The sequence below is a fragment of the Allobosea sp. genome, assembly GCF_030695125.1.
In the GTDB taxonomy this organism is placed as follows: Bacteria; Pseudomonadota; Alphaproteobacteria; order Rhizobiales; family Beijerinckiaceae; genus Allobosea.
Genome location: NZ_JAUYTP010000029.1, coordinates 160,776 through 186,383, shown reverse-complemented (window position 1 = coordinate 186,383; position 25,608 = coordinate 160,776). Strand labels below are relative to the sequence as shown.

31 protein-coding genes are annotated in these 25,608 nt (G+C 68.6%); 10 read left to right on the top strand and 21 right to left on the bottom strand.

From position 1 onward, the window contains the following. Positions 1-79 precede the first annotated feature (79 nt). The 5 genes from rlmH to proB form a co-directional block, all read right to left on the bottom strand. Positions 80-559 (bottom strand): 23S rRNA (pseudouridine(1915)-N(3))-methyltransferase RlmH, encoded by a 480-nt coding sequence (gene rlmH, locus Q8S38_RS09290; protein WP_305680134.1) that lies wholly within the window; start codon positions 557-559, stop codon positions 80-82. A 33-nt stretch (positions 560-592) separates the two neighbouring features. After that, complete coding sequence (rsfS, locus tag Q8S38_RS09285) at positions 593-949, bottom strand: ribosome silencing factor (protein WP_305680133.1); 357 nt, start codon at positions 947-949, stop codon at positions 593-595. Positions 950-1,073: 124 nt separating this feature from the next. Continuing rightward, positions 1,074-1,685: a nicotinate-nucleotide adenylyltransferase gene (locus tag Q8S38_RS09280; RefSeq protein ID WP_305680132.1), complete on the bottom strand. Its 612-nt coding sequence runs from the start codon at positions 1,683-1,685 to the stop codon at positions 1,074-1,076. Between the two features lie 32 nt (positions 1,686-1,717). Then, the gene (locus Q8S38_RS09275; RefSeq protein WP_371125862.1) at positions 1,718-3,040 is read right to left on the bottom strand and encodes a glutamate-5-semialdehyde dehydrogenase; all 1,323 of its coding nucleotides are present in this window, start codon (positions 3,038-3,040) and stop codon (positions 1,718-1,720) included. 33 nt (positions 3,041-3,073) lie between these two features. Further along, positions 3,074-4,198, bottom strand: coding sequence for a glutamate 5-kinase (gene proB / locus Q8S38_RS09270; protein WP_305680131.1), 1,125 nt, complete (start codon positions 4,196-4,198; stop codon positions 3,074-3,076). A 285-nt stretch (positions 4,199-4,483) separates the two neighbouring features. Between proB and Q8S38_RS09265 the strand changes: the two genes are divergently transcribed. The 7 genes from Q8S38_RS09265 to Q8S38_RS09235 all read left to right on the top strand — a co-directional run bounded on the left by Q8S38_RS09265 (position 4,484) and on the right by Q8S38_RS09235 (position 9,266). Next, the gene (locus tag Q8S38_RS09265; protein ID WP_054143126.1) at positions 4,484-4,693 is read left to right on the top strand and encodes a cold-shock protein; all 210 of its coding nucleotides are present in this window, start codon (positions 4,484-4,486) and stop codon (positions 4,691-4,693) included. Positions 4,694-4,845: 152 nt separating this feature from the next. Beyond that, positions 4,846-5,109 (top strand): 30S ribosomal protein S21, encoded by a 264-nt coding sequence (gene rpsU / locus Q8S38_RS09260; protein ID WP_066723523.1) that lies wholly within the window; start codon positions 4,846-4,848, stop codon positions 5,107-5,109. An 84-nt stretch (positions 5,110-5,193) separates the two neighbouring features. Continuing rightward, positions 5,194-5,574, top strand: coding sequence for a DUF6481 family protein (locus Q8S38_RS09255; RefSeq protein WP_305680130.1), 381 nt, complete (start codon positions 5,194-5,196; stop codon positions 5,572-5,574). A gap of 222 nt (positions 5,575-5,796) precedes the next feature. Continuing rightward, entirely contained in the window at positions 5,797-6,123 is a 327-nt protein-coding gene (locus tag Q8S38_RS09250; RefSeq protein WP_305680129.1) for a hypothetical protein, read from the top strand. 284 nt (positions 6,124-6,407) lie between these two features. After that, positions 6,408-6,968 (top strand): sigma-70 family RNA polymerase sigma factor, encoded by a 561-nt coding sequence (locus Q8S38_RS09245; RefSeq protein WP_305680128.1) that lies wholly within the window; start codon positions 6,408-6,410, stop codon positions 6,966-6,968. 81 nt (positions 6,969-7,049) lie between these two features. Continuing rightward, complete coding sequence (locus Q8S38_RS09240) at positions 7,050-7,727, top strand: anti-sigma factor family protein (RefSeq protein WP_305680127.1); 678 nt, start codon at positions 7,050-7,052, stop codon at positions 7,725-7,727. 78 nt (positions 7,728-7,805) lie between these two features. Then, positions 7,806-9,266, top strand: coding sequence for a S8 family serine peptidase (locus tag Q8S38_RS09235; protein WP_305680126.1), 1,461 nt, complete (start codon positions 7,806-7,808; stop codon positions 9,264-9,266). A 6-nt stretch (positions 9,267-9,272) separates the two neighbouring features. Here the strand turns inward: Q8S38_RS09235 and Q8S38_RS09230 are convergent, their stop codons facing one another. Beyond that, positions 9,273-9,740, bottom strand: coding sequence for a YybH family protein (locus Q8S38_RS09230; RefSeq protein ID WP_305680125.1), 468 nt, complete (start codon positions 9,738-9,740; stop codon positions 9,273-9,275). 122 nt (positions 9,741-9,862) lie between these two features. On the opposite strand from Q8S38_RS09230, the gene Q8S38_RS09225 reads away from it, so the two are divergent. Beyond that, positions 9,863-11,017 carry a glycosyltransferase gene (locus Q8S38_RS09225; protein WP_305680124.1) on the top strand — a complete coding sequence of 385 codons (1,155 nt, stop codon included), beginning with the start codon at positions 9,863-9,865 and terminating at the stop codon, positions 11,015-11,017. Next, positions 11,014-11,670, top strand: coding sequence for a class I SAM-dependent methyltransferase (locus Q8S38_RS09220; protein WP_305680123.1), 657 nt, complete (start codon positions 11,014-11,016; stop codon positions 11,668-11,670). Before Q8S38_RS09225 ends, Q8S38_RS09220 begins: the two co-directional genes overlap by 4 nt. Positions 11,671-11,705: 35 nt before the next feature. On the opposite strand, the gene Q8S38_RS09215 is transcribed toward Q8S38_RS09220, so the two are convergent. The 11 genes from Q8S38_RS09215 to phnG form a co-directional block, all read right to left on the bottom strand. Then, positions 11,706-13,214: a globin-coupled sensor protein gene (locus Q8S38_RS09215; protein WP_305680122.1), complete on the bottom strand. Its 1,509-nt coding sequence runs from the start codon at positions 13,212-13,214 to the stop codon at positions 11,706-11,708. 135 nt (positions 13,215-13,349) lie between these two features. Continuing rightward, positions 13,350-13,991, bottom strand: coding sequence for a transferase hexapeptide repeat family protein (locus Q8S38_RS09210; protein WP_305680121.1), 642 nt, complete (start codon positions 13,989-13,991; stop codon positions 13,350-13,352). Between the two features lie 38 nt (positions 13,992-14,029). Then, positions 14,030-14,728 (bottom strand): DUF1045 domain-containing protein, encoded by a 699-nt coding sequence (locus tag Q8S38_RS09205; protein WP_305680120.1) that lies wholly within the window; start codon positions 14,726-14,728, stop codon positions 14,030-14,032. Further along, on the bottom strand, positions 14,725-15,864 hold the full coding sequence (locus Q8S38_RS09200; protein WP_305680119.1) for an alpha-D-ribose 1-methylphosphonate 5-triphosphate diphosphatase: 1,140 nt from the start codon (positions 15,862-15,864) through the stop codon (positions 14,725-14,727). Before Q8S38_RS09200 ends, Q8S38_RS09205 begins: the two co-directional genes overlap by 4 nt. Beyond that, positions 15,864-16,562 (bottom strand): phosphonate C-P lyase system protein PhnL, encoded by a 699-nt coding sequence (gene phnL, locus Q8S38_RS09195; RefSeq protein WP_305680118.1) that lies wholly within the window; start codon positions 16,560-16,562, stop codon positions 15,864-15,866. The genes Q8S38_RS09200 and phnL overlap by 1 nt, the downstream gene beginning before the upstream one ends. Positions 16,563-16,566: 4 nt before the next feature. Next, positions 16,567-16,776, bottom strand: coding sequence for a hypothetical protein (locus Q8S38_RS09190; RefSeq protein ID WP_305680117.1), 210 nt, complete (start codon positions 16,774-16,776; stop codon positions 16,567-16,569). After that, on the bottom strand, positions 16,773-17,579 hold the full coding sequence (gene phnK, locus Q8S38_RS09185) for a phosphonate C-P lyase system protein PhnK (protein ID WP_305680116.1): 807 nt from the start codon (positions 17,577-17,579) through the stop codon (positions 16,773-16,775). Before phnK ends, Q8S38_RS09190 begins: the two co-directional genes overlap by 4 nt. Further along, complete coding sequence (locus Q8S38_RS09180; RefSeq protein WP_305680115.1) at positions 17,576-18,508, bottom strand: alpha-D-ribose 1-methylphosphonate 5-phosphate C-P-lyase PhnJ; 933 nt, start codon at positions 18,506-18,508, stop codon at positions 17,576-17,578. The genes phnK and Q8S38_RS09180 overlap by 4 nt, the downstream gene beginning before the upstream one ends. Further along, entirely contained in the window at positions 18,505-19,701 is a 1,197-nt protein-coding gene (locus tag Q8S38_RS09175; RefSeq protein ID WP_305680114.1) for a carbon-phosphorus lyase complex subunit, read from the bottom strand. The genes Q8S38_RS09180 and Q8S38_RS09175 overlap by 4 nt, the downstream gene beginning before the upstream one ends. After that, on the bottom strand, positions 19,701-20,303 hold the full coding sequence (gene phnH, locus Q8S38_RS09170; RefSeq protein ID WP_305680113.1) for a phosphonate C-P lyase system protein PhnH: 603 nt from the start codon (positions 20,301-20,303) through the stop codon (positions 19,701-19,703). The genes Q8S38_RS09175 and phnH overlap by 1 nt, the downstream gene beginning before the upstream one ends. Further along, positions 20,303-20,749 (bottom strand): phosphonate C-P lyase system protein PhnG, encoded by a 447-nt coding sequence (gene phnG / locus Q8S38_RS09165; RefSeq protein WP_305680112.1) that lies wholly within the window; start codon positions 20,747-20,749, stop codon positions 20,303-20,305. The genes phnH and phnG overlap by 1 nt, the downstream gene beginning before the upstream one ends. Before the next feature lie 88 nt (positions 20,750-20,837). Between phnG and phnF the strand changes: the two genes are divergently transcribed. Continuing rightward, positions 20,838-21,593: a phosphonate metabolism transcriptional regulator PhnF gene (gene phnF, locus Q8S38_RS09160; protein ID WP_305680111.1), complete on the top strand. Its 756-nt coding sequence runs from the start codon at positions 20,838-20,840 to the stop codon at positions 21,591-21,593. 33 nt (positions 21,594-21,626) lie between these two features. Here the strand turns inward: phnF and phnE (Q8S38_RS09155) are convergent, their stop codons facing one another. The 4 genes from phnE (Q8S38_RS09155) to phnC all read right to left on the bottom strand — a co-directional run bounded on the left by phnE (Q8S38_RS09155) (position 21,627) and on the right by phnC (position 25,237). Continuing rightward, entirely contained in the window at positions 21,627-22,481 is an 855-nt protein-coding gene (gene phnE, locus Q8S38_RS09155; RefSeq protein WP_305680110.1) for a phosphonate ABC transporter, permease protein PhnE, read from the bottom strand. Then, complete coding sequence (phnE, locus tag Q8S38_RS09150; protein ID WP_305680109.1) at positions 22,478-23,359, bottom strand: phosphonate ABC transporter, permease protein PhnE; 882 nt, start codon at positions 23,357-23,359, stop codon at positions 22,478-22,480. Before phnE (Q8S38_RS09150) ends, phnE (Q8S38_RS09155) begins: the two co-directional genes overlap by 4 nt. 75 nt (positions 23,360-23,434) lie before the next feature. Next, positions 23,435-24,352 carry a phosphonate ABC transporter substrate-binding protein gene (gene phnD, locus Q8S38_RS09145; RefSeq protein ID WP_305680108.1) on the bottom strand — a complete coding sequence of 306 codons (918 nt, stop codon included), beginning with the start codon at positions 24,350-24,352 and terminating at the stop codon, positions 23,435-23,437. 66 nt (positions 24,353-24,418) lie between these two features. Then, the gene (gene phnC / locus Q8S38_RS09140; RefSeq protein ID WP_305680107.1) at positions 24,419-25,237 is read right to left on the bottom strand and encodes a phosphonate ABC transporter ATP-binding protein; all 819 of its coding nucleotides are present in this window, start codon (positions 25,235-25,237) and stop codon (positions 24,419-24,421) included. Positions 25,238-25,608: the final 371 nt, after the last annotated feature.

Here is a 25,608-nt window from a genome sequence, read left to right as displayed (position 1 = left end):
GCCGCAGGCGGTGGGAAGGGGACCGGTCGCGGCGAAGGCGCGAATCAGGGGCCGGATAGGGCGCATGGGAGATGATAGCTCAGGCGCGGTGATAGGGGTGACCGGTCAGGATCGTCATCGTCCGGTAGAGCTGTTCGAGCACGAGCACCCGGACGAGTTGATGGGGAATCGTCAAGGCTCCGAAGCAGAGCGTCTGCGCGGCCGCGTTCCGGATCTCGTCGGCAAGACCATCGGCGCCGCCGATGACGAGGTTGAGCGAGGCGGTTCCCGAATCGCGCGCCGCTGCGATACGGGCTGCGAAGGCGTCGCTGCCCTGGCTCCTGCCGCGCTCGTCGAGCGCGATGACGAGGCCGGGGGCGAGCTTGGCCGTGATCGCCGCCGCTTCGTCGCGCTTGCGCTCGTCGGCGCGGCGGCCGCGGCTTTCGGGGATTTCGACGATCTCGGGTCCGGTCAATCCCAGCCCGCGTCCCAGCGTCGCGGCCCGCTCGCGGTAGCGCTCGCAGAGTTCACGCTCCGGCCCATCCTTGAGACGGCCGACGGTGATCAGGGCGAGGCGCATGGGGTCCGCTTCGACGCGGCCGGCTGTGGGTCGTCAGCCGACCAGACGCTCATTGGGCCTGTCGGCGCCCCACATCTTCTCGAGATTGTAGAACTGCCGCACTTCCGGGCGGAAGACGTGGACGATGATGTCGCCGGTGTCGATCAGGACCCAGTCGCAGGCAGGCATGCCCTCGACCTTGGGCGTCTGCAGGCCCGACGCCTTCAGCGCCTCGACCAGCGAATCGGCGATGGAGGCGACATGGCGGTTCACCCGGCCGGTCGCGATGATCATCGCATCCGCCAGCGAGGTCTTGCCGACCAGATCGATGACCGTGATATCTTCGGCCTTCATGTCTTCGAGAACATGCAATGCGAGGGCAACGCTGGCTGCAGAGGGGTTCTCTGGCACAGCGGCCTGGGGAAGCGGCTTGGGCTCGGCTTCGCCAAGGGTTGAACGGGTCAGTTCCGTATCCTCACATGTTCGATGCGCTCGTGGCGCGATCAAACGAAAATACGCCGGATCGGCCCAAAATTCAATCGCGTTCGGCCCGCTCGCGCAACATCGTCGAGGACAGCTCCGAGCGGCGCCCGTGCAGGAAGATCCAGGCGGGCGGCTTGGTCAGCGCGAGCGCGGCGCCCTGGCTTTCGGAAATCCGCCAGCGCGACAGCCAGTTGGCGGCCGGCGAGGCGACCGCGCTGTGGGTCGACCCCGGGCGGTCGATCACCGCGATCGGCATCATCCGGGCGATCGCGCGCCATTCGTTCCAGCGGTGGAAGCTGGCGAGATTGTCCGAGCCCATGATCCAGACGAAGTTCACGCCCGGGCAGCGGCGCTTCAGCGCGCGCAGCGTGTCGGCGGTGTAGCGCGTGCGCAGCATCGCCTCGATGCCGGTGACGTGGATGCGCGAATGGTCGGCGAGCTTGCGCCCGAACTGGATGCGCTGCGCCAGCGCGGGCAGGGCGGCGTTGTCCTTGAGCGGGTTGCCCGGCGTCACCAGCCACCAGACCCGGTCGAGCTGGAGCCGGCGCAGCGCGGTGAGGCTGGCCATGCGGTGACCGTCATGAGCGGGGTTGAAGGTGCCGCCGAACAGCCCGATGCGAAGGCCCGGCGCATGCGGCGGCAGGCGCAGATGTTCGGTGGTCATGTGAGGCGTGGGAGCCGCGGCGGGATCATGGGTCACGGCCTGATCTGACCGCTGCCATGGACGCGATATTTGAAGGAGCAGAGCTGCTCGACGCCGACCGGTCCGCGCGCATGCATGCGGCCCGTGGCGATGCCGATCTCGGCGCCGAAGCCGAATTCGCCGCCATCGGCGAACTGGGTCGAGGCATTGTGCAGGACGATCGCCGAATCGACCTCGGCGAGGAATCGTTTTGCCGCGGCCTCGTCGGCCGTGACGATCGCATCCGTGTGATGCGAGCCGTAGCGCTCGATGTGATCGATCGCCCCGTCGAGCCCGGAAACAACCTTCACCGCGATGATGCGATCGAGATATTCGGTCGCCCAGTCGTCCTCGGTGGCGGCGGTGATGCGCGGGTCTGTCGCCTGCGTGTCGGTATCGCCGCGCACGGCGCAACCGGCGTCGAGCAGTGCGCTCACGAGGGGGGACAGATGCGTCGCCGCGCAGGCCCGGTCGACCAGCAGCGTCTCGGCCGAGCCGCAGACCCCGGTGCGCCGCAGCTTGGCGTTGAGCACGATCTTGCGCGCCATGGCGAGATCGGCTTGCGCATGGACATAGACATGGCAGTTGCCGTCGAGATGCGCGAAGACCGGCACGCGCGCATCGCTCTGGACGCGCGCCACCAGGCTCTTGCCACCGCGGGGGACCACGACGTCGACGCAGCCGTCGAGACCTTGGAGCATCTCGCCGACGGCCGCCCGATCGCGGGTCGGCACCAGCTGGATTGCGTCGCCGGGTAGGCCGGCCGCTTCCAGCCCCTCGCGCAGGGCCAAAGCGATCTCGCTCGCGCTGCGGAAACTGTCGGAGCCGGCGCGCAGGATCGCGGCATTGCCGCTCTTCAGGCAGAGCGCACCGGCATCGGCGGTGACGTTGGGGCGGCTTTCGAAGATCACGGCGATGACGCCGAGCGGTGTCGCGACGCGCTCGAAGCGCAGGCCGTTGGGCTGCGTCCAGGAGGCCAGCACGCGGCCCAGCGGGTCGGGCAGGCCCGCGACGCTGGCCACGGCGTCAGCCATGTCAGACAGGCGGGCCGGATCGAGCAGGAGCCGGTCGATGAAGGCCGCGGTCTGCCCGGCGGCACGGGCTTCGGCGAGATCGAGCGCGTTGGCGGCGAGGATCGGGGCAGCATGCTCACGCAGCGCAGCGGCCATGGCCGCCAGCGCTGCGTTGCGCTGCGCCTCGGGCGCCAGCGCGATCAGCCGCGCCGCCTTGCGGGCGCGACGGCCCAGCGCCCGCATCTGCGTGGCGATGTCGCCGGCCGCATCGTCGCGGGCCGGGTCGCGGGTCGAGACCCTGCGAAGCGCGCCTTCGCTCGTCATGTTTACCCCGTCAAACGCCATAGCCGTGCAACCTTAGCCGACGCCGAGCGCCATGTCGTCCCGGTGGATCATCTCGGCGCGGCCGGGATAGCCCAGGATCGCGGCGATGTCGCGCGAGGCCTTGCCGAGCACGAGCGCCGCTTCGCCGGCATCATAGGCCACGAGCCCGCGGCCAAGCAGGCGGCCTTCGGGGTCGCGGATCAGCACGGCGTCGCCGCGGGCGAATTCGCCCTCGATGCGGCTGACGCCGACGGGCAGGAGACTCGCGCCGCCGGCCAGCGCGCGCGCCGCGCCGGCGTCGACATGCAGCGTCCCGCGCGGTTCGAGCGAGCCGGCGATCCAGGTCTTGCGGGCCGTGGCGGGCGTCGAGGCCGTGAGGAACCAGGTGCAGCGTGCGCCTGCGAGGATCGCGCCCAGCGGGTTCTTGGGCCGTCCGTCGGCGATCAGCATGTGCGTGCCGCCGGCGGCTGCGATCTTGCCGGCCTCGATCTTGGTGCGCATGCCGCCGCGCGAGAGTTCCGACGCCGCGCCGCCGGCCATCGCATCGATCTCGGCCGTGATGCGCTCGACCAGGGGGATGTGCCTCGCCGCCGGGTCGCGCGCGGGCGGGGCGGTGTAGAGGCCGTCGATATCGGAGAACAGCACCAGGAGATCGGCGCCGGCCATGGTGGCGACACGGGCGGCGAGCCTGTCGTTGTCGCCATAGCGGATCTCCGTCGTGGCGACGGTGTCGTTCTCGTTGATGACGGGTATGGCCCGCAGGTCGAGCAGGCGCCCGAGCGTGGCGCGGGCGTTGAGGTAACGCCGGCGCTCCTCGGTATCGGCCAGCGTCAGCAGGATCTGCCCGGCGGTCAGGCCATGCGCGCCGAGCGCCTCGGACCAGGTGCGGGCCAGCGCGATCTGTCCGACGGCGGCGGCGGCTTGGCTCTCTTCCAGACGCAAGGGGCCTGCGGGCAGCCCCAGCACCGTGCGGCCCAGTGCGATCGCCCCCGACGAGACGACCAGCACGTCGGCACCACGCTGGTGAAGCTCGGCCAGATCCTCGGCCAGGGCGGCGAGCCAGGCCTGGCGCAGCCGGCCGCGGGCCCGGTCGACCAGAAGGCTCGAGCCGACCTTGACGACGATGCGGCGGAACTGGTTCAGCGACGGCGTCTGCACGGGAAGGGAACCGGATGGCTGGCGATCTCGAACCCTGCCTGTTGGCGAAAAGCGGCGCTTTGTAAAGCACCGAGGACGCTGGCCGGCACGCGAAGTCCGTCGTCGCGACAGCTTTGCATTGACATTGCGGTTTCAAGAGCCCATATCAGCGATGTCGATATTTAGGCCGAACGACGTGGCCCCGCGCATGTAAATGCGCTTGCTGACGACCTTCCCGCTAAAATTCGAAAAAGGGCGCGTGAACTCCTTTGCGCGCCTGACAATAATACCGTGAAAGGGTTCGTCATGAGCGCCGGTACAGTTAAGTGGTTCAATTCGACCAAGGGTTTTGGTTTCATCCAGCCGGATGATGGCGGTCAGGACGTGTTCGTCCACATCAGCGCCGTCGAGCGCGCTGGCATGCGCGATCTCCGTGAAGGTCAGAAGATCTCCTACGAGCTCACGCAGGACAAGCGTTCGGGCAAGATGTCGGCCGACCAGCTTCGCGCCGAGTGAGACGACAGCCGCGCGCGCTGGCCAGAGAGATCAGGAAGGGCGACCACGGATGTACTGGCGCCCGCCATTTCCAAGTCAGGACGCCGCGGCATGACGAAGGGTCGGGAACCAAGCCCGGCCCTTTTTCCATCCTCCAACCGCAGGAGTGAGACATGCAGGTTCTCGTTCGCGACAACAATGTCGACCAGGCCCTCCGGGTTCTGAAGAAGAAGATGCAGCGCGAAGGCGTTTTCCGCGAGATGAAGCGCCGTTCGGCTTATGAGAAGCCGTCCGAGAAGCGCGTCCGCGAGAAGGCCGATGCCATCCGTCGCGCTCGCAAGGTCGCCCGCAAGCAGATGCAGCGCGAGGGTCTGATCGCCGCGCCGAAGCCCAAGCCGCGCCCGGTGCGCGCTGGAAGCGCACCTGCGCCGCGCTGATTTCGATACCATTGGGGCGCATTTTGGATTATTGCGCCCTCGCGGGCCGATGTGCGCCCGTGACAACCCGAGAGAAGGCCAGCCTTGAAGAACCCGACCGACCGCAGCTTCACTGATCGTCAGGCCAATTCGTCGGCCGCCAAGAAGGCGCTCCTCGAGCGTTTCAAGGCGCGGCCGGGTCCGGATGACCCGATCATGCAGCAGCGACGCGCGGAACGCGAAGCCGTCGCCGTGGCGCGCATGGCGCGCGAGGCCGAAAAGGCCGCTGCCCGCGCCGAGCAGGAGCGTCTCGCCGAGATCGAGCGCCTGCGCCTCGAAGAGGAAGAGCGCATCGCCGAAATCGCGCGCGAAGTCGAGCGCAAGGCTGAGCAAGCAAAGCGCGATGCCGAGCGTCCGCGCAAGGTGCTGCTCGAGGCCGTGCAGTACGCGCAGATGCGCGCCGCCGGCAAGGGCGGTCGCCGCTAGACAAGTTTGGCGCCGGGCCGCATCGTCCCGGCGTTCGCTGCGGGGTTTCGCGCGCACGCATGTGGCGGTGAAGGCTCGGCAGTCGATGTCTGTCCGGACGGGTCTCTTCCGAGACGCCTGGCCTGACGGGCGCGTCACGCCTCCCTTCAGGAGCCGGGTCGCTTCGAGCCGATCGGCGCGAACCGTGAACCCGCCTCAGCCGCACATTCGGAGCGAGCCGCCATGGCGACGCGAGGCCTCTCACCCGACGAGATCAAGCGTCGGGCCCAACTCGCCTTCGACAAGGCCGATGCACGCAAGCAGGAGGCTTCGCGTGCGATGGAGGCCGAACAGCTCGAGCGCGACGCCGTGCTGCAGAAGACCGTACGCCTGAAGGCGCTGCGTCTCGCCAAGGAAGCTGCCGACGCCGAGACGGCCGCGATCGTGGCCGACGAGCAGGCCCGTGCCAAGGCCGAGATCGCCGACGCCAAGGCTGCCGCGAAGGCTGCGAAGACCGCCAAGGCCGCAGCCGTCGTCAAGCGCGTGCCGAAGGCCAAGCCCGCGCTCTGATCGCCTCGCCTGGGCCGCCGTTTCGAAAAGGGTGGCGCTGGCCGCCCCCCCCGGGGGGCTTCTTGGCTTATGCTGCCCTCTCCCTGATCAGTTTGTTCTCATCCGCCGCGTGACCGTCGCGCGGTGGTCGCCTCGATTTGCGCCATTGCGTCACTTCCGGTTGACCAAGCCTGTCGATGACGTATGAAAAATTGTCGCAGGCAGTTTAATCTCGCCGCTGGTTGAACCTTTCCCACGCTCGCCGCGACCAACCCTTGCGAGCCGGATGTCAGGCCTCGAGGGCAATGCATACGGAATCGGACGAAGAACTCGTCAAGCGGATCGCCGGTGGCGACCGGCTCGCGATGAAGGTGCTGTTCTCGCGGCACCAGACGCGGGTTTATCGTTTCGCGCTGCGCCTGCTGCGCGACGAAACGAGGGCGGAGGATGTGACCGGTGACGTCTTCATGGATCTCTGGCGTCAGGCGGACCGGTTCGAGGCTCGTTCCTCGGTCACGACCTGGCTGCTCACGATCGCGCGCAACAAATCCTATTCCGCCCTGCGCAAGCGGCGCGACGCCGGGCTCGACGACGATTTCGCCGAAAGCATCGAGGACGAGGCCGACGATCCCGAGGTCGTGCTGCAGAAGCAGGACAAGGGGCTGGCGATCCGGGCCTGCCTCCAGAAACTGTCCCGCGAGCATTCTGAGGTCATCGACCTCGTCTATTATCACGAGCATTCTCTCGACGAGGTCGCCAAGATCGTCGGCATTCCCGAGAACACCGTCAAGACACGGCTCTTCCATGCCCGCAAGAAGCTGGGCGAGCTGCTCAAGAGCGCCGGGATCGACCGGGGCTGGCCTTGAGGAACAGCCGGCCTCGCGCCGGTCCTGCGCTACGTTGCCGATGCGTCGCTTCCATCCTCCAAGCTGTCCGGGAGTAAAGTCATGACAGACGCCATCGCGACCGACGCGCAGCGCGCCGAACTCGAGCAACTCCTGCCCTTTTATGCCAATGGCCGCATCTCCGCGTCCGACAAGGCGCGCATCGATGCAGCGCTCGCCACCGATGCCGAGCTCGCGCTACGCCTCGAGATCATCCGTGACGACATGGCCGAGACGACGCTGCTCAACGAGAGCCTCGGCGCTCCCTCGCCGCGCGTCCTCGACCGGCTGATGGCGGGGATCGAAGCCGAACCGCGCCGAGCAGGCCTGCTGGCGACCGCCAAGGGTGGCTTCATGACCTGGTTTGGAGGCCTCCTGGCCGCGCAGCCGCCCCGCCGACTGGCCTATGCGGGGGCCGCGGCGTGCGCGCTGATCGCGATTCAGGGCGTTGCGCTGACCGGCATCGCCCTGCGCGAGAGCACGGGCTTTGAAACCGCATCGGCTCCCGCCCGCTCGTCGGAGCGCTATGTGCTCCTGAGCTTCGCCAGCGATGCCCGGGCCGGCGACATCGCCTCCTTCTTCAAGCGCTTCGATGCCTCGGTCGTCGACGGTCCCCGCGCCAACGGCTATTTCAAGGTACGCGTCGGCGACGCCACGCTGACGCAGGCGCAGGTCGACGCCATCGCGGCGCGGATGAAGTCCGAGGCCGCGATCGTGCGTTTCGTCGCCCCGGCGCCGTGACGTCTCGGCGCTGACACGGTGACGGATCGGCAGCGTTCTGCTAAGCCGAGGCTGCATCGAGGCGTATCGGGAGAGCGCATGATGACGACGCACTTGCCGCCCGTTTTCCGGCTCGGCCAGACCCTGCGGCTGGCGGCAGGCGGATGCCTTTCGCTCCTGCTGTCCCTGGCCGCTGTGCCCGCGCTGGCCCAGCAGCCGGGCAGCGGGGGCGCCAGCACGCCGCCGGCCAGCGGTTCGGGTTCGACGCGGGCGATCACGGTGCCGCCGCCGGCCTGGCAGGTTCCTTCTGTCTTCGGCGGGGCGCGGCAGTCGCGCACCGTGGTGCCGGCCGCCACCGAGAACCGCTTCGTCCCCGACGAGATCCTGTTCGAGCTCGCCCCCGATGCCCAGGCCGAGACGGTGCTGCGGCGCTATGGCGCGACGCTGATCACCAGCCGGCGCGTCGAGCTCGCCGGGACGACGATCATCCGCGCGCGGCTGGAGGCCGGCCGCGACCTGCGCGCCGTGCTGACGCAGATGGCCAACGACACCGCCATCGCCGGGGCGCAGCCGAACTTCACCTTTGAGCTGCAGCAGGGGTCGGCGCAGCCGGTCAGCACCACGGCGTCCGGCAATGCGCGCTCGGACATTCCGACGCTGCGCCTGTCGGACCCCGCCGCCGTGCGCGCGACGCCGACGCCCCGGCGCGATCTGCCGCCGCAATATGTCGTCGACAAGCTGAGGCTCGGCGATGTTCACAAGCTGGCGCGCGGGGCGACGATCCGCGTCGCGGTGATCGATTCCGGCGTCGATGTCGGCCATGTCGAACTGCGCGGCGCGATCGCCGGTTCCTATGATGCGCTCGGCGAGGACTTCGTCCCGCATGCCCATGGCACCGCCATGGCGGCGGCGATCTCGGCACAGGGCCAGCTCCAGGGTGTCGCGCCGGCGGCGCGGCTGCTCGTGGCGAGGGCGTTTTCGGGGCGTGCCAGCACGACCTCGGCCAATGGCACCAGCCTCCAGATCATGGCGGCGATCGAATGGGCGGTGAACCAGGGCGCCCGCGTGATCAATCTGAGCTTCGCCGGTCCCGAAGACCGGCTGCTGACGCGCGGGCTCGCCGGGGTCGCCGCCAAGGGCGTGATCGCGGTGGCGGCGGCCGGCAATGGCGGGCCGGGCGCCGCCCCGCTTTTTCCCGGCGCGGATCCCAACGTCATTGCGGTGACCGCGACAGACGCCGACGACAAGATCTTCCGCCAGGCCAATCGCGGCGCCTATATCACGCTGGCGGCGCCCGGCGTCGATGTGCTCGCGGCCGAGCCGCAGGGACGCTATGCCTTCTCCTCCGGCACCTCGATCGCGGCCGCCCATGTGTCCGGGCTGGTCGCGCTCGTGCTTGAGCGGCGGCCCGATCTCGACCTCGCCGGTGTGCGCCGGCTGTTGACGGAAAGCGCGATCGACCTCGGCTCGAAGGGTCGCGACCCGGTCTTCGGCGCGGGCCGGATCGATGCGGCCGCGGCGCTCGCCCGGGCCCAGCCGGTGACCGCCTCGCGGCCCTGATCAGGCTTACGCGTCCGGCTTGGTGCCGCCGCCGAGGCGCGGGGCGGGCTCGTATTGCCCCTCCAGCCGGTTGGCGTGGCGGTGGAGCAGACGCCAGCTCCCGTCCTCGAAGCGAAAGACATGGGTGACGCGGTTGGTCCACTGCGTCGGCGCGTCCATGCCGGGCAGCGTGACGTCGAACGTCTCGATGTCGGTGGTGTAGGCGAGCTCGCCTCCGATGATGGTGGTGACGTTGTCATGGCGGACGGTGCCGCCCCGGAACTGCCGGCCGGCCCAGTCCCAGCGTCGCGAAATCGCGTCCCAGCCCTTCTCGTAGCCGCCCCAGCCATACATGCTGGTCGCGTCGTCGGCGTGGGAATAGAGCGCCTTGATCGGCTCGACATGGCCATTGGCGACATGGGCGAGCGCTTCACGCAAATTCGCCAGCGCAGCCGGGAATGCCTGGGCGGGCGAGGGGGGCGATGGTCGGTTCATGGGCGTGTCTCCGGAAAGCCGGAGGCTAGCATGCGCCGGGCCCCCGCTGGCAACGGCTATGGGCGGGTGTTTTCCCAGCCGCAGCCTTGACCTTCTGCGCGGCATCGGCCTGATGTCGCGCCATGGCCCGACCGAGACTTCTCTTCGTCGCGACCGAGGACTGGTTCTTCGCGTCGCATTTCCTGCCGATGGCGCGGGCCGCGCGCGAGCTCGATTTCGAGGTCGCGGTGATCGCGCGCGAACGCCATCATCGCCGCATCATCGAAGGCGCCGGTGCGCGGCTGATTGCGCTGGAGGCGGAGCGCCGCAGCCTCGACCCCCGGGTGCTGTTCCGGCAGATCCTGGCGCTGAAGCGCCTGATCGAGGCGGAGCGCCCCGACATCCTGCACTGCATCGCCTTGAAGCCGATCGCGCTCGCCGGTCTCGCGGGGCGGCTGGCGGGTGTCGAGCGGCGCGTCTACGCCCTGACCGGGCTGGGTTTCCTGGGCGCCCGGCAAGGGGCGGTCGCGGCGGCCGCCCGGCTGGCCGCGACGCTCTGGCTGCGCGGCGCCATCGACGGCCCGCAGGTGCGCTTCCTGTTCGAGAACCCCGACGATCCGGTGACGCTGGGTCTCGATCCGCAGGATCACGACAAGGTCGCGATCGTCGGCGGGGCCGGGGTCGACCCGCTGATCCTGATGCCCGAGCCGATGCCGACGACGCCGCCGCTCAAGGTGGCGCTGGTGGCGCGCATGCTCTGGTCCAAGGGCGTCGATCTCGCGGTCGAGGCGGTGCGCCTGGCGCGGGCCGAGGGCGTGCGGGTCGAACTCACGATCCACGGCGCGCCCGACCCGTCCAACCCCAAGGCGATCCCCGAGGACATGTTGAAGCAGTGGGCGTCGCGGCCGGGCATCGTCTGGGCCGGGCCGACGCGCGACATCGAGGGCGTCTGGCGCCAGCACCATCTCTGCATTCTGCCCTCGCGCGGCGGCGAGGGGCTCCCGCGCACGATCCTGGAGGCAGCGGCCTGCGGCAGGGCGATTGTGACCACCGACGTGCCGGGGTGCCGCTCCTTCGTGCGCGACGGGCTGGACGGCAAGGTCGTCCCAGTCGATGACGCGGCTGCACTGGCGCAGGCGCTGATCCTGTTCGCCCGCGCACCGGCGCTGGCCGAGCGCATGGGCGCCAGCGCCCGGGCCCGGCTGATCGACGGGCACACCGAGCGCGACGTGATGAACGCCGTGAAGGCGCTGTACCGCCGCCTGCTCGCCAGGCCGACCACGGATATCGCGGCGTGAGCGCGGCGGCGCTCGACCGGCGCGCCTTCATTCTCGAGCACACCCGGCTTCTGCCGGTGCCGCATGCGCCCGAGCTCAGCCTCCATGTGGCGCAGGAGGCGACCGAACTCTGGCAGAAGACCGAGGACGAGCTCGCCGTGATCGGCCTGCCGCCGCCGTTCTGGGCGTTCGCCTGGGCCGGTGGTCAGGCGCTGGCGCGCTATCTGCTGGACGATCCGGCGATCGTGCGCGGCCATCGCGTTCTCGATTTCGCCAGTGGCTCGGGGCTGGTCGCGATCGCGGCGGCACGATGCGGGGCGAGCGCGGTGGAGGCCTGCGACATCGACGCTTTCGCGGCGGAGGCGATCGGTCTCAACGGCGCTGCCAACGGTGTTTCCATCACGGTCCGCCTCGAGGATCTCGTCGGCCGGGACGAGGGCTGGGACGTCGTGTGCGCCGGGGATGTCTGCTACGAAAAGGCGATGGCGGAGCGTGCCGTCGCCTGGCTGACGCGGCTTGCGTCACGCGGCGCCCGGGTGCTGATCGGCGACCCCGGCCGCAGCTATCTGCCGAAGGACCGGCTGGAGCCGCTGGCGAGCTACGCGGTGCCGGTGACGCGCTCGCTGGAGGATGCCGACATCAAGCACAGCACGGTGTGGCGGCTGACGGCGTAGGCCGAGCCCACGCCGTCAGCCGCCTTTCGCTTCCCTCAGGCCGCGCGTCGCGCGGCCGGCATGGTCACCACGCGGCTGTCCTGCGTGCGGAAGGTCGAGATCAGCCTGTTGAGCTGCTCGATCTGGTCGAGCAGGGTCTTGGCGGAGGCGGCGCTCTGCTCGGCGAGCGCTGCATTCTGCTGCGTGATCTCGTCCATATGGCTGACGGTCTGGCTCATCTCGTCGATGCCGCCGGCCTGTTCGGCCGACGCGCTGGCGATTTCCTGGACCGTGTTGGAGACGGCCGCCGAGGCTTCGACGATCTGCTCCAGCGTGCCGCCAGCCTCCCTGACGAGCTTGACGCCTTCCGTGACCTCGGCGTCGGAGGAGGCGATCAGCCCGGTGATGTCCTTGGCGGCGTCCGACGAGCGCTGGGCGAGCGCGCGAACTTCCGCCGCGACGACCGCAAAGCCGCGCCCGGCATCGCCGGCCCGGGCCGCTTCGACGGCGGCGTTCAGCGCGAGAAGATTGGTCTGGAAGGCGATCCCGTCGATGACGCTGGTGATCTCCGAGATCTTTTTCGAGGCCTCCTCGATGCGGGCCATCGCATCGGTCGCGTTCTTGACGATGTCGCCACCGGTGCGGGCGATCTTGGTGGCGTCATCGGCGAGCGCCACCGAGCGGCGGGAGGCCTGAGCGGAGGTCTTGACCGAAGCCGCCAGCTGCTCGGTGGTGGCTGCGCTTTCCTCCAGTGCCGAGGCCTGCTGCTCGGTCCGCAAGGAGAGATCCTCGGCGCCGGAATTGATCTCCTGGGAGGAGGCTGCGATCGCGGCCGAGCTGGTCTTGATCGTGGTGACCATCTGTTCGAGCCGGCCCATGGCTTCGTTGAAGTTGTCCCGGATCGTGCTGTATTCCTGCGGAATGTCCTGGCCGATGCGGAAGGTCAGGTCGCCTTTGGCGAGGGCCGCCATGCCTTCGCTGACCGACTTGACCGCCTTCTCGCGCTCGGCCGTCAGGACGCGCTCGGCCACTTTTGCGCGCTCCTCGGACTTGAGGCGGGCCGCTTCGGAGGCTTCGAGATAGACCGAGATGGCATAATCCATGTCGAGCAGCGCCGCCTTGACGAGGGCGCTGATTTCGGCGGCCCGGTCGGAGGCACCCGCGATCTTACCGCCGAAGCGGCTCTTGGGCCAGCGGGCCTCGAGGACATCGCTGATGATCCGCTCGAGGATCAGGGCATAGCCACCGATATACCAGCGCGGCTCGAGGCCGATGCGGGCGTGGATTTCGCCGACTTTGGTGACGGCGGCGACGTAGTTCTGATCGAACTCGCCCTTGGCGATCCGGTCCCAATGCGAGGACTGGCGCTGCGCGGCGCCATCGATTTGCGTTTCGCTGCTGAAGAAGCGCTTCGTCTCCGGATAGGTCCTGAGCTGGCTGTAGAAGGCATCGAGCGCGCCCGGCAGGGCTGCGACGATCTCGTCATGCATGCCCTTGATGCGGTCGCGCGACTTGCTGTCGAGCTGCATGAAGGCGAGACGGCTCGTGAGGTGATCCGACGACATCGAAAGGCTCCTTGGGCCAAGAGTGCCGATTGCCGGCTACTGACCAAGGAAAGCGCAGTTTGGTTAATCGCCCCTCAACAAAAGCGTTGATCCAGATCAAATTCGCACGGCTGGATTGCATGCCGTAGCGTACTGCTACCCGTTGCTCTGCACATGGTCGTGTTCATGGCGTTCAAGAAAGGCTTCCACCGGCAGCGCCCGGAAGTCGGCCAGTGCGGCGCGCAGGCGGGTGTGGTTCCAGTCCCACCAGCCGAGCGCCATCAGCCGCTCTGCGACCTGTTCGGGGAAGCGGCGGCGGATCGGCCGGGCCGGATTTCCCGCGACGATGGTGTAGGGCGCGACGTCCTTGGTCACGATCGCCCCGCCGGCGACGACAGCGCCCGTGCCGATGCTGCGGCCGGGCAGGATGATGGCGCCGTGGCCGATCCAGACATCGTGGCCGATGGTCACCGGCGTCGAGCGGCGCCATTCGAAGAAGGCGGCATCGTCCTCCGCATCCTCGAAATAGGCGCTGGCGCGGTAGGTGAAATGCGACTGGCTGGCCCGCTGCATCGGGTGGTTGCCGGGGTTGATCCGGGTCATCGCCGCGATCGAGCAGAACTTGCCGATGGTCGTGTAGATGATGTTGGAATCGTTCACGACGTAGGAGTAGTCGCCCATCGTCGACTCGACGAAGGAGGTTCGCGCCCCGATCTCGGTGTAGCGCCCCAGCGTCGCCTCCCGGACGACCGCCGTCTCATGGATCACCGGTTCGAGCCCGAGCTTCTTGGCGGCCATGGGGTGTCTCCGTCCTGTGGGGATCGCCGGCCCGGTCGTCAGCGGCCGAGCGGAAAGGCGTCGATGATGCGGAAGCGGCCGGCCCGGTCGTCCTGCCGGAACAGAGCGAGGCGGTCGATGGCAACCGGACCCGCGGGGACGGCGCGCGCATGGGCCTCGGCCAGGGCGGCCGCGACGGCGGGCGCCTCGCCCGGCGGGAGCGCCCCGGTCAGCGTCATGTGGAAGCGGAAGGCGTCGCCGACATAAGGATAGCCATAGGCTTCGAGATGGGCGCGCTCGGCCGGGGTCAGCGGGCTGGCGAGGCGCCGCGCCAGATCGGCCTGTCCCAGCGGCGCGCGAAACGGCTCGAAGGCCTGGACGATGCCGAAGGCCAGCGCCTGCAGCGCCGGGCTCGGCTCGCTCGGCGTCAGCGCGACGAAGCGGCCCAGCGAGGCGACCCTGAGCCCGGCGAGAGGCACGGCCGCGCGGCCGATCGCGATCTGCCGGGCGAAGGCCCGCAATTCACCCTCGCTGCGGCCGTTGGTCAGCTCGAACGGCGCCTTCAGCGTCGCGTGGAAGCCGTAGCGGCGCGGCTCGGCGGTGCGGTCCGGCCAGAGCTGCGCGTCGCAGCCGGGCGGGACAGCGAAGGGCATCTCCTCGCCCGTGAAGGCGTCGTATCCCAGCGTCGCGCAGCCGAAGCGCCACAGCGCGCTGTCGACTGCGGGGGCATAATAGAGGGCGTAGCGCGGGCCGCTCAAAACGCGCGCTCGCCCTTCGACCAGACCGCGGCGATCACGGGCGTCGGTCCGAGCGCCCTGAAGCGAACGAGGTCGGCCCGCAGCCCGGTCTTGAGATGGCCGCGATCCTTCAGGCCGAGGATGTCGGCAACCTTCCAGGTGACCATGCCCATGGCGTCGGGCAGACCGAGTCCATGGTCGTCATGCAGCTTGAGCACCGCCTGGAGCAGGCTGGCGGGCACATAGTCGGAGGAGAGGCCGTCGAGCAGGCCCTTCTCGGCCAGTTCGGAGACGGACACGCCGCCGGAATGCGAGCCGCCGCGGACGACGTTCGGCGCGCCGGCGATCGTGGCGAGCCCGCGCTGCTTGGCGGCGGCGGCGGCCTCGACCGTGGTCGGGAATTCCGAGATCACCGCACCCGAGGCGAGGCCTTCCTCGACATGCGCGACGGTGGTGTCGTCATGGGTCGCGATCGGGATGCCGCGGGCGCGGAACAGCGCGACCACCGCCTGCCAGTTGCTGGAGACATTGGCGGCGCCCTCCTGCTGGCGGGTGGCGACGTCCTCCTCGAACTCGGCCTCGGTCTTGCCGTTGCCGATGGCATAGGTCCGCAGGTGCTCGATGTTGCGCCATTGGCGCTGGCCCGGGGTGTGGTCCATCAGCGAGACGAGCTGCACGAGCGCATCGTCCTGATAGGGCTCGATGTCCCTGAGCAGATCGGGGCTGGTCAGCTCGCAGCGCATGTGGATGCGGTGGTCGATGCGGAAGACGCCTTCGGCCTGGCCCTGGGCAAGCGAGGCCATCACATCGGCGAAGATGTCCTTGCGGTAATCCTTGGCCGAGAAGGGCGTGCCGGCGCAGATCGCGTCATAGACCGTGGTGACGCCGGCGGCCGCCATCTGCGCATCATGGACCAGCGCGGCGGCAAGCCCGTTCGGCCAGAAGACCTTGGGCCGCGGCATGAAATGCTTTTCCATGTTGTCGGTGTGCATCTCGACGAGGCCGGGCGCGACATAGTCGCCGCCGGCGTCGACAGCCCCCGGCAGCGAGGAGAGTCCTTGGTCGACGGCCGTGATGACGCCGTTCTCGAAGGCGATCGTGCCCGTGACGATCTCGTCCTCGAGGATCAGGCGGGCATTGGTCAGAACGGTCTGCATCAGGCGGCCTTCCGGAAAGCGGTGATGTCGAGATAGCGCGTCGCGACCTTCTCGCGCACGGCCTCGTCGTGAAAGATCCCGACGATGGCGGAGCCTTTAGCACGGGCTTCCGCGATCAGTTCGACCACGACGTCGCGGTTGGCGGCGTCGAGAGAGGCGGTCGGCTCGTCGATCAGCATGATGGCGGAGGGATCGACGAAGGAACGCGCGATGTTGACGCGCTGCTGCTCGCCGCCGGAGAAGGTCGCCGGCGCGAGGTTCCAGAGGCGCTCGGGCAGGTTGAGCCGGGCGAGCATCGCCTTGGCCCGTTCGCTCGCCTGATCCGGCGAGATGCCGCGCGCCAGAAGCGGGTCGCGCACGATGTCGAGCGCGCTGACGCGCGGGATCACGCGCAGGAACTGCGAGACAAAGCCGAGCGTGCGGCGGCGGATGTCCAGAACCGTGCGCGGAACGGCGGTGACGATGTCGACCGGCCGACCCGCATGGGTGATGTGGATATGGCCCGCGCTCGGCAGGTAGTTGCCATAGAGGATGCGCAGCAGGCTCGACTTGCCGGCGCCGGACGCGCCCGCGAGCACGAGGGCCTCGCCGGCCTCGACGCTGAAATTGACGTCGTCGAAGACGGGCAGCCGGACGCCGCCCTGGTTGTGCAGGGTGAAGGCCTTGGTGACGTTCTCGACGCGAATCATCGTGGTCATGGGATCAGGCCTTGGAGGGGGGCGGTGACGCCGGCGTGACGGGCGTGCGTTGGGTGGTCGAGGTGTTCGGCGGCGGGGCGGCCCTGGCCGGCCGGCCCAGCAGGGTCCGTTCGACATCCAGCCCGCTCGGCTGCCGGTCCGCCTCGCTGGAGACGGGGCTCGGGACGGCCTGAGCGCCGAAACCCGACCATTGGGGCTGGATGAAGCCGCTCATACGGTCAGCACCGCCGAGGTGAGGAGCTGTGTGTAGGCATGGTGGGGATCATCGAGCACCTGGTCGGTCAGGCCCTGCTCGACGACATGGCCGTCCTTCATCACCATCAGCCGGTCGGTGAGAAGCCGCGCCACGGCGAGGTCGTGCGTGACGATGATGGCGGCGAGGCCGAGATCGCGCACCAGCACGCGCAGCAGGTCGAGCAGGCGGGCCTGCACCGAGACGTCGAGGCCGCCGGTCGGCTCGTCCATGAAAACGAGGCGGGGTTCCGAAACGAGCACGCGGGCGATCTGCAGGCGCTGCTGCATGCCGCCGGAGAACTGGCGCGGCCGGTCGTCGATGCGCGCACCGGCGATCTCGACGCGCGAGAGCCAGTCGAGCGCGCGCTCGCGGATCTGCCCGTAATGGCGGTCGCCACGGTCCATCAGGCGCTCGCCGACATTGCCGCCGGCCGAGACGTCCATGCGCAGGCCGTCGCGCGGGTTCTGGTGAACGATGCCCCAGGCGGTGCGCATCAGCCGCCGACGCTCCTGCTCGGGCACGGAGTAGATATCGAGCGGTTCGGCCCCGCCGCGGAACAGCACCTCGCCCTCGTCGGGACGGTCGATGCCGGCGAGGCAGCGCAGCAGGGTCGATTTGCCGGAGCCGGATTCGCCGACGATGCCGAGCACCTCGCCCGGCCAGAGGTCGAAGGAGACTCCCTCACAGCCGATGCGCTCGCCATAGAAGCGCGAGACGCCGGCGGCGGAGAGCAGTGGGGCGGGTTCGAGGGCGGTGTCGGGGGGGGAGACGTGGAGGGTCATGACGTGCTCTCCTCGCTGGCGACCAGCCCGCTCGCCGCCGCATCGCCCAGCATCGCGCCGCGATGGCCGGCGGCGCGACGCGTCTCGCAATGGTGGCTGTCCGAGCAGACGAACATCCGGCTGCCCTGGTCGTCGATCACGACCTCGTCGAGATAGCTGTCGGTGGCGGCGCAGAGCGCGCAGGGCTCGTTCCAGCTCTGGATGCGGAAGGGGTGGTCCTCGAAATCGAGGCTGCGCACGCTGGTGTGGGGCGGGAGCGCATAGATGCGCTTCTCGCGGCCGGCGCCGAAGAGCTGGAGCGCCGGCGACATGTGCATCTTCGGGTTGTCGAATTTGGGGATGGGCGAGGGCGCCATGATGTAGCGGCCGTTGACCATGACCGGGTAGTCATAGGTCGTCGTCACCTCGCCGAAGCGGGCGATGTTCTCGTAGAGCTTCACCTGCATCAGCCCGTATTCGGCCCAGGCGTGCATCTTGCGCGTCTCGGCCTCACGCGGCTCGAGCTTGCGCAGCGGTTCCGGCTGGGGGACCTGGTAGACCATGATCTGCCCGGCCTGGAGCGGCGCCTCGGGAATGCGGTGGCGGGTCTGGATGATCGTGGCCTGCTCGGTGGCTTCCGTGGTGCGGGCGTCGGCGGTCTTCTCGAAGAAGCGGCGGATCGAAACGGCGTTGGTGGTGTCGTCGGCGCCTTGGTCGATGACCTTCAGCGTGTCCTGGGGGCCGATGATCGCCGCCGTGACCTGGATGCCGCCAGTGCCCCAGCCGCGGGCGAGCGGCATCTCGCGCGAGCCGAATGGCACCTGGTAGCCCGGCACGGCCACGGCCTTGAGGAGGGCGCGGCGGATCATCCGCTTCGTCTGCTCGTCGAGATAGGCGTAGTTGTAGGCGGGGCTGGTCTCGTCGCCCGGCAGGGTCTGGTGAACGGTCATTCCGCGGCCTCCGGCAGCGTCTCGGGTTCGGCTGCGAGGCGCGCCTCGCGCTCGCGGCGGATGCGGCGGATCAGTTCGAGCTCGCCCTGGAAATCGACATAGTGCGGCAGCTTGAGATGCTCGACGAAGCCCGCCGCCTCGACATTGTCGGAGTGGTAGAGGACGAACTCGTCCTGCTGCGCCGGGTACTCGGCCGCCTCGCCGAATTCGCGTGCCTTGAGGGCGCGGTCGACGAGCGACATCGACATGGCCTTGCGCTCGCTATGGCCGAAGGCCAGGCCGTAGCCGCGGGTGAACTGCGGCGGAACGTCCTTTGAGCCGGCAAACTGGTTGACCATCTGGCACTCGGTCAGGGTGATCTCGCCGAGATCGACCGCGAAGCCGAGTTCCTCGGGCACGAACTCGACCGAGACCTCGCCGACGCGGATCTCGCCGACGAAGGGATGGTTGCCGCCGAAGCCGCGCTGGACGGAGTAGCCGAGCCCGAGCAGGAAGCCCTCGTCGCCGCGCGCCATCGCCTGCAGGCGGACGTCGCGGTCGGCGGGGAAGGAGACCGGCTCGCGGGTCAGGTCGAAGGGGCGCGGGTCGCCCTCGGGCGCAATTTCCGGCTCCATCAGCCCTTCGGCGCCGAGGATATCGGGCACTCGGGGCATGTGGGCGTCGAGGGGGGCGTGAAGGCCGTCATGTTCGGGCTCGACCCGAGCAACTCCTGACGCGTTCGCGCCAGATGCGCCTTCTCGTCCTGAGGTGGTCGGGTCGGGCCCGACCATGACGGAGGGCGCCCCCTCATCCATCAGCGCGAAATCGAACAGCCGGTGGGTGTAGTCGTAGGTCGGGCCCAGCACCTGCCCGCCGGGGAGATCCTTGTAGGTCGCTGAGACGCGGCGGCGGATCGCCATCTTCGCGGTGTCGAGGGGCTCCGACGAGCCGAAGCGGGGCAGGGTGGTGCGATAGGCGCGCATCAGGAAGGCGGCCTCGATGACGTCGCCCTGCGCCTGCTTCAGCGCCAGCGCCGCGAGGTCGGCATCATAGAGCGAGCCCTCGTTCATGACGCGCGCGCAGGCCAGCGCCTGCTGCTCGCGGATCTGGGCGACGCTGATCTCGGGAACGGCCGCGTCGCCGCGGCGCGCTTCCGCGACGCGCTCATGGGTGGCAAGGATGGCGGCTTCGCCGCCTTTGACCGCGACATACATCAGGCCGCCCCTCCGATTTGCGTGGAGCGCGGCAGGCCGATGACGCCGTCGCCATGGGCCAGCAGCAGATCGACGCCGAGCGGGTAGGCGGCGTTGTTGGCCGCGACCTCGGCCCAGAAGCCCGGCCGCAACCCCGCCGGAGCGATCTCGCGCCGGGTCGCGATGCCGGGGCCCGAGAGGGTCACCGCCTCGCCGCCGTGGAAGGCGGCGCATTGCACGATGATCGTCGTCGACCGATCGGGGAACTGGTCATTGCCCGGATCGAAATCCGTCAGCTGCGGCGCCAGCGCGGCGCCGTCGATGACGGCGAAGGCGGCCCGGCGCGGCTCCTCGACGAGGGCCGCTCCGCAATGGAAGCGCAGCCAGGCGCCGGCCGGGCCGTCGCGCAGCGCAGGCGGCAGCCAGATCGGCGTCTCGTAATCCGCCAGCGTCAGCAGGGCGGTCGCGGTCGCCGCATGCAGTCCCTCGGGCGGCGCGATACCGCCATGGATGGCCTGCAGCGTGCCGGGCTCCGACAGGGCGCCGAGCAAGGCGCGGAAGGCGGCCTGGGATTGGAAGACGGGGTCTGTGAAGCCTGCGCCGATGAGGGTGTCGGTCGCCATCACGCGCCCCTGACCAGAGTGAAGAAATCGACCTTGGTCGCGGCCGCCTTGCGCGAGGCGAGCTCGCGGGCTGCGCTCTGGCGGGCGGCGAGGTCGTCGACGGCCCGGCGCAGGGGCGAGGTTGCCTCCTCGCGCTGGAGCCTGGCGTCGAGGATCGCGGCGAGGCGCGCCTTGCCGGCGTCGCGGCCGAGCGCATAGGAAAAGCCTATCATTCCGTCGGCAAGGCGCACGACGCAGCGGGTCACGGTCGCTTCGCCGAGATTGAAGCGGCGGCCGGCGCCGCCAGCACGTCCCTCGACCATCACCGTGCCGGTCTCGGGCGCCTTGAGGACTTCGTGGTCGGGGATGCTGGGCCCGATGAGAGTCGCGATGTCGGGGCGCGAGGCGCGGGCGAGCACGGCCATCCAGTGCTGCCTCTCGGTCTTGTCTGCGGTCACCGCACTCATTGCCATCCGCCGTCTGGTCGTTCGTGAATGTCTAGACTATGATAGTCCACCTGTGAGGAAAGGTCTATACATTTTGCGTGACGCTTTGGTGACGGAAGACAGCGACCCCGGCGGCGCCGGCGCGGCGGATGCGGGCACAGCCTGGCGCCGCATTGCCGACGAACTCGCCGTTTCGATCGGCAAGGGCGATTACGCGGCGGGGGATACGCTGCCGGCCGCGACCGCGCTGGCGGAGCGCTATGGCGTGCATCGCCATACGGTGCGGCAGGCCTTTCGGCATCTGGCCGAGCAGGGTCTGGTCACGGTGTCGCGCGGGCGCGGCACGCAGGTCAGCAGCCGGCGCGTGCCCTATCCGATCGGCCGCCGGGTCAGCATGCGGGCCAATCTCGGCCGGATCGGCCTCGTCGCCTCCAGCGAGATGCTGTCGGCGGAGCAGATCGACGGAGAGGCTGAAACCTGTGCGACGCTCGGGCTGGATGATGGCGCGCGGCTCTGGCGCGTCGAGGGGCTCAGCCTGGCCGACGGCACGCCGATGGGCACCGGTACGCATTGGCTGTCGGTTGCTCGCTTTCCGGATTTCGATGCGGCCTTCCGGGACGGTGGGGCCTCGATCACGGCGGCGCTGGCGGCCTATGGCGTCGCGGATTATGTCCGCCTCTCGACGAGACTGACCGCACGGCTCGCCAGCGAGCGCGAGGCTAAACTGCTGGAGATCGAGCCCGGCGCGCCGGTGATGGTCTCGGTCGCCGTCGATGCGCTGCCGGACCTGACGCCGATCCATCTCGTCAGCAGCGTCTTCGCGGGTGAGCGCATGGAGATGGTGGTCGAGCCCTTCGCGGAGTGACGCCCGGGTCTTCGCCCGAGCGTCACTCCGGTTTCAGGTCGCCCGCTTGCCGATGATGGCGAAGCGCAGCTTGGCGGAGAGGAAATCGATCGCGGTGACGGCGGCCAGGATCAGCAGGATCAGGAAGGAGACCTGCTGCCATTCGAGCGTGCGGATGGTCTCGGCGAGATAGAGCCCGATGCCGCCGGCGCCGACGATGCCGATGATGGTCGAGGAGCGGGTGTTCGACTCGATGTAGTAGAGCACCTGGCTCGCGATCACCGGCAGGACCTGCGGGATCAGGCCGAAGCGGATCTCGTGCAGCTTGCCGCCGCCCAGCGAGGTGACGCCCTCGACCGGCTTGCGGTCGGCCGATTCGATGGCTTCCGAATAGAGCTTGCCGAAGGCGCCGATATCGGAGGTCATGATGGCGAGCATGCCGGCAAAGGGGCCAAGGCCCACAACATTGACCCAGATCAGCGCCCAGATCAGCGCATCGACGCCACGCACCGTGTCCATCGAGCGTCGTGCCAGGAAATGGACGACCCGGTTGGCGACGACGTTCTTGGCGGCGAGGAAGCCGAGCGGAAAGGCGAGGATCGCTGCCAGGATGGTGCCGAGGAAGGCGATCGCGATCGTCTCGAACAGCGCCTTCACAAAGAGCATGGCGCGCGCCATCGAGCCCGGGTCGGGCGGCAGCATCAGGACGACGAAGGTGCCGAGATTGCCGAAGCCGCTAACCAGGCGCCAGAACGAGACCTCCAGAGTCGACAGCCCGTAGACGAACAGTCCCACAAGACCGACGACGACGGTGATCGTGGTCACGCGCGTACGCAGCGAACCGTCGATCGCGGCCTTGTGACGTTCGGCCAGCGCGGCGCGGTCGGGGGCGGAGAGGGCGAGGGTCATTTGCCGTGCTCCAGGCTCAGCAGCGCATGGCGCAGGCGCTCGGTGCCGTAATCGATCAGCATCACCGTGACGATGATCAGCAGCAGGATGGCGCTGACGTCGGTGAAATAGAATTTGCGGATGGCCTCGATCAGATCCTGGCCGATGCCGCCGGCGCCGACGAAGCCCATGATCGAGGCGCCCCGCACGTTGATCTCGAAGCGCAGCAGCGAATAGCTGGCGAAGTTTGAGAGCACCTGGGGGACGACGGCGTAGCGGATGACCTGCCACCAGCTCGCGCCGGTCGCGGTCAGGCCGTCGACCGGCTTCATGTCGATGTTCTCGACCACCTCGGAGAAGAGTTTGCCCATCGCGCCCATGGTGTGGATCGCGATGGCGAGAACGCCGGGCAAGGGGCCGAGCCCGAAGGCGATGACGAAGATCAGCGCGAAGACGAGTTCCGGCACCGTGCGGCAGAATTCGAGATAGCGCTTGGTAACGAAGCGCATCCAGCCCGATCGCCCGAGATTGGCTGCGGCGACGAAGCAGAGCAGGAAGCCGCCGACGACGCCGAGAATGGTGCCGGTATAGGCGATCAGGATTGTCTGCCAGAGCAGTTTCAGCCAGCCTTCCAGCCCCCAGAACCACTCGGCCATGTCGGCGCCGAAGGTCGCGAGGCGCAGTGTCGGCATCGTGTCGAGGATGTATTTCGGGAAGCGCCAGACATTCTCGAAGAATTTGATCGGGTTGGCTTCCGAGCCGATCGCGGCGGCGACCACGCAGGCGACAAAAATCGCGCCGCCGATCAGCGTCTGCCGGCGCTTGGTCGCCATCTCACGCCGGTAGAGATCGGCATGGGCGAGGATCGTCGGATCGTTGCGGTCGATCGCGAGTGTCATGTCGGGATGGGTCCGTCAGCCAAGGCGCAGGCGGGCCCCTTCCGCACAGCGAAAGGGGCCCGGGCGGTCAGGCGGTCAGCTGCGCTTCTTGCGGAGTTCGTCGACGAACTTCTGCAGTTCGATGGTGACGTTGTAGTCTTCGTGCTTCATCGGGGCGAAGCCGGGCGACTTGCCGTCGGACAGCTTGTCGAAGGCGGCCTTGTCCTTGGTCTGCATGTCGAAGAAGGCCTTCGAGATCGCGGTCTTCAGCTCGGCAGGCATCGACGACAGCATGGCGTAGGGCGAGCCAGGAATCTTGTCCGACTTGAAGACGATCTTGAAATCGTCTTTTTTGACCATGTTCTTGTTTGCCATCCGCGACAGGTTGGAATCCTCTTCCGAGTTCCACCAGTTGAAGCCGATGTCGCAGGTGCCCTGCTGCACGGCCATGACGGCGTTCTCATGGCTGCCGGCATTGACCATCTTGCTGAAGAACTTGTCCGGCTCGATGTTCATCTTGGCCATCGAATACAGCGGCACGTTGTTGCCCGAGGTCGAGTTGGGGTCGACGAGGCAGAGGTTCTTGCCCTTGAAGTCCTCCAGCTTGGCGCCCGCCGCGTCCTTCTTGGCATAGGCGACGGCGTAATAGCCGGTCGAGCCGTCGAAGGCCCGCAGGGTCGCGAAGGGCTCGACGCCGCCCTTCGAGACGGTCCAGGCGCGGACATAGGAGGACGGGCCGTACTCGCCGATATGGATGTTGCCGGCACGCTGGCCTTCGATCACGGCGGCATAATCGTTGGCGACACGCACCGTCACCTTCACGCCGAGTTCCTTGGACAGGTAGGCGGCGAAGGGTGCGTAGCGCTCGGTCACGCCCGACGCGTTCTCGGCGGGAACGACGGCGAAGACGAGCTCGGGGAACTTGGCCTTCCAGTCCTGGGCGAAGGCGGGGCCGGCGAGCGCGGTGGCGAGGCCGGCAGCGGCGAGCGCCAGGGTATGGCGACGGGTCAGCATGGGGTGCTCCTGGTGGATGATGGATCGGCGGCGTCTTCAAGCCCCCGGCGAACCGGGGACGGGACCTCAGGCGACGTTCTGCTTGGCGCGCTGCGCCTCTTCGCTGGCGATGGCCTCGAGCTGGTCGAGCGCCTCGGCGCCGGCGTCCTTGGCCTCGATGCCGTAGAGCTTGGCCGCGACCTCGCTGGTGAGCTGGTGCGGCGGGCCGTCGAAGACGACCTTGCCGGCAGCCATGCCGATCAGCCGGTCGCAGTATTTCGACGCGATATCGAGGTGATGCAGGTTGGAGACGACGGTGATGCCGTCCTCGCGGTTGATCCGGAACAGCGCATCCATCACCACTTGGGTGTTGCGCGGGTCGAGCGAGGCGATCGGCTCGTCGGCGAGGATGATCTGCGGCTCCTGGACCAGCGCGCGGGCGATGGCAACGCGCTGCTGCTGGCCGCCCGACAGCGTTTCGGCGCGCTGGGCGAGGAGATGGCCCATGTCGAGGCGCTCGAGCGCGGCGATGGCGCGGATCTTGTCGTCGCGCGAAAAGTTCTTGATCAGCGTCAGCGGCAGGGAGCGATGGTTCAGGCGGCCGAGCAGGACATTGGTCAGCACGTCGAGCCGGCCGACCAGGTTGAACTGCTGGAAGATCATCGCCGTGTCGCGGCGCCAGCGGCGCAGCGCCGCGCCCTTGAGCGCCGTGACGTCGCGCTCGCCGGAAACGATGCGGCCTTCGCTGGGATCGGCGAGGCGGTTGAGCATGCGCAGCAGGGTCGACTTGCCCGCTCCCGATCGGCCGATGATGCCGACCATCTCGCCGCGCGGAATGGAGAGCGTGACGTTGTCGACAGCGGCATTGGTGCCGAAGCGTTTGGTCAGGCCTTCGATGCGCAGCATGGCGACGGTCTCGCTTGCGTGACGAGCGAAGCCGCGCGATCGCAGCAAGCTGCCGTCGCGGTCCCGCCCTTTTCTTAGCGAGACAGCTAGTCAGCGCATATGACGCGGCGGTGACATTGCGGGCATGCCATCGCACCGCGAACCACGGGTTGCGCATTGGCCGCAGAGACTGCTCCGCAAGCGAGGCGGGGTGCCCCCGCCATGCGCGCTCGCGACGACGTCACCCAGACGACGTCACCCATTTGTGAACGCCCTGTCGTGCGAACCCGATGCAGGCGATTTCGGCCTCGCGACGGTGGCGGCGGCGGTTGGGCTGAGCGCGCTGCAATCGTCCGATCCTCCCATTCGAATGGTGAGGCCGATCGCGCATC

Coding starts and splice junctions, on each gene's coding strand:
- rlmH (WP_305680134.1), bottom strand. CDS start 559: ATGCGCCTCGCCCTGATCACCGTCGGCCGTCTCAAGGATGGGCCGGAG.
- Q8S38_RS09280 (WP_305680132.1), bottom strand. CDS start 1,685: ATGACCACCGAACATCTGCGCCTGCCGCCGCATGCGCCGGGCCTTCGC.
- Q8S38_RS09275 (WP_371125862.1), bottom strand. CDS start 3,040: ATGACGAGCGAAGGCGCGCTTCGCAGGGTCTCGACCCGCGACCCGGCC.
- Q8S38_RS09265 (WP_054143126.1), top strand. CDS start 4,484: ATGAGCGCCGGTACAGTTAAGTGGTTCAATTCGACCAAGGGTTTTGGT.
- rpsU (WP_066723523.1), top strand. CDS start 4,846: ATGCAGGTTCTCGTTCGCGACAACAATGTCGACCAGGCCCTCCGGGTT.
- Q8S38_RS09250 (WP_305680129.1), top strand. CDS start 5,797: ATGGCGACGCGAGGCCTCTCACCCGACGAGATCAAGCGTCGGGCCCAA.
- Q8S38_RS09245 (WP_305680128.1), top strand. CDS start 6,408: ATGCATACGGAATCGGACGAAGAACTCGTCAAGCGGATCGCCGGTGGC.
- Q8S38_RS09240 (WP_305680127.1), top strand. CDS start 7,050: ATGACAGACGCCATCGCGACCGACGCGCAGCGCGCCGAACTCGAGCAA.
- Q8S38_RS09235 (WP_305680126.1), top strand. CDS start 7,806: ATGATGACGACGCACTTGCCGCCCGTTTTCCGGCTCGGCCAGACCCTG.
- Q8S38_RS09230 (WP_305680125.1), bottom strand. CDS start 9,740: ATGAACCGACCATCGCCCCCCTCGCCCGCCCAGGCATTCCCGGCTGCG.
- Q8S38_RS09225 (WP_305680124.1), top strand. CDS start 9,863: ATGGCCCGACCGAGACTTCTCTTCGTCGCGACCGAGGACTGGTTCTTC.
- Q8S38_RS09215 (WP_305680122.1), bottom strand. CDS start 13,214: ATGTCGTCGGATCACCTCACGAGCCGTCTCGCCTTCATGCAGCTCGAC.
- Q8S38_RS09210 (WP_305680121.1), bottom strand. CDS start 13,991: ATGGCCGCCAAGAAGCTCGGGCTCGAACCGGTGATCCATGAGACGGCG.
- Q8S38_RS09200 (WP_305680119.1), bottom strand. CDS start 15,864: ATGCAGACCGTTCTGACCAATGCCCGCCTGATCCTCGAGGACGAGATC.
- phnL (WP_305680118.1), bottom strand. CDS start 16,562: ATGACCACGATGATTCGCGTCGAGAACGTCACCAAGGCCTTCACCCTG.
- Q8S38_RS09190 (WP_305680117.1), bottom strand. CDS start 16,776: ATGAGCGGCTTCATCCAGCCCCAATGGTCGGGTTTCGGCGCTCAGGCC.
- phnK (WP_305680116.1), bottom strand. CDS start 17,579: ATGACCCTCCACGTCTCCCCCCCCGACACCGCCCTCGAACCCGCCCCA.
- Q8S38_RS09180 (WP_305680115.1), bottom strand. CDS start 18,508: ATGACCGTTCACCAGACCCTGCCGGGCGACGAGACCAGCCCCGCCTAC.
- Q8S38_RS09175 (WP_305680114.1), bottom strand. CDS start 19,701: ATGTATGTCGCGGTCAAAGGCGGCGAAGCCGCCATCCTTGCCACCCAT.
- phnH (WP_305680113.1), bottom strand. CDS start 20,303: ATGGCGACCGACACCCTCATCGGCGCAGGCTTCACAGACCCCGTCTTC.
- phnG (WP_305680112.1), bottom strand. CDS start 20,749: ATGAGTGCGGTGACCGCAGACAAGACCGAGAGGCAGCACTGGATGGCC.
- phnE (WP_305680110.1), bottom strand. CDS start 22,481: ATGACCCTCGCCCTCTCCGCCCCCGACCGCGCCGCGCTGGCCGAACGT.
- phnE (WP_305680109.1), bottom strand. CDS start 23,359: ATGACACTCGCGATCGACCGCAACGATCCGACGATCCTCGCCCATGCC.
- phnD (WP_305680108.1), bottom strand. CDS start 24,352: ATGCTGACCCGTCGCCATACCCTGGCGCTCGCCGCTGCCGGCCTCGCC.
- phnC (WP_305680107.1), bottom strand. CDS start 25,237: ATGCTGCGCATCGAAGGCCTGACCAAACGCTTCGGCACCAATGCCGCT.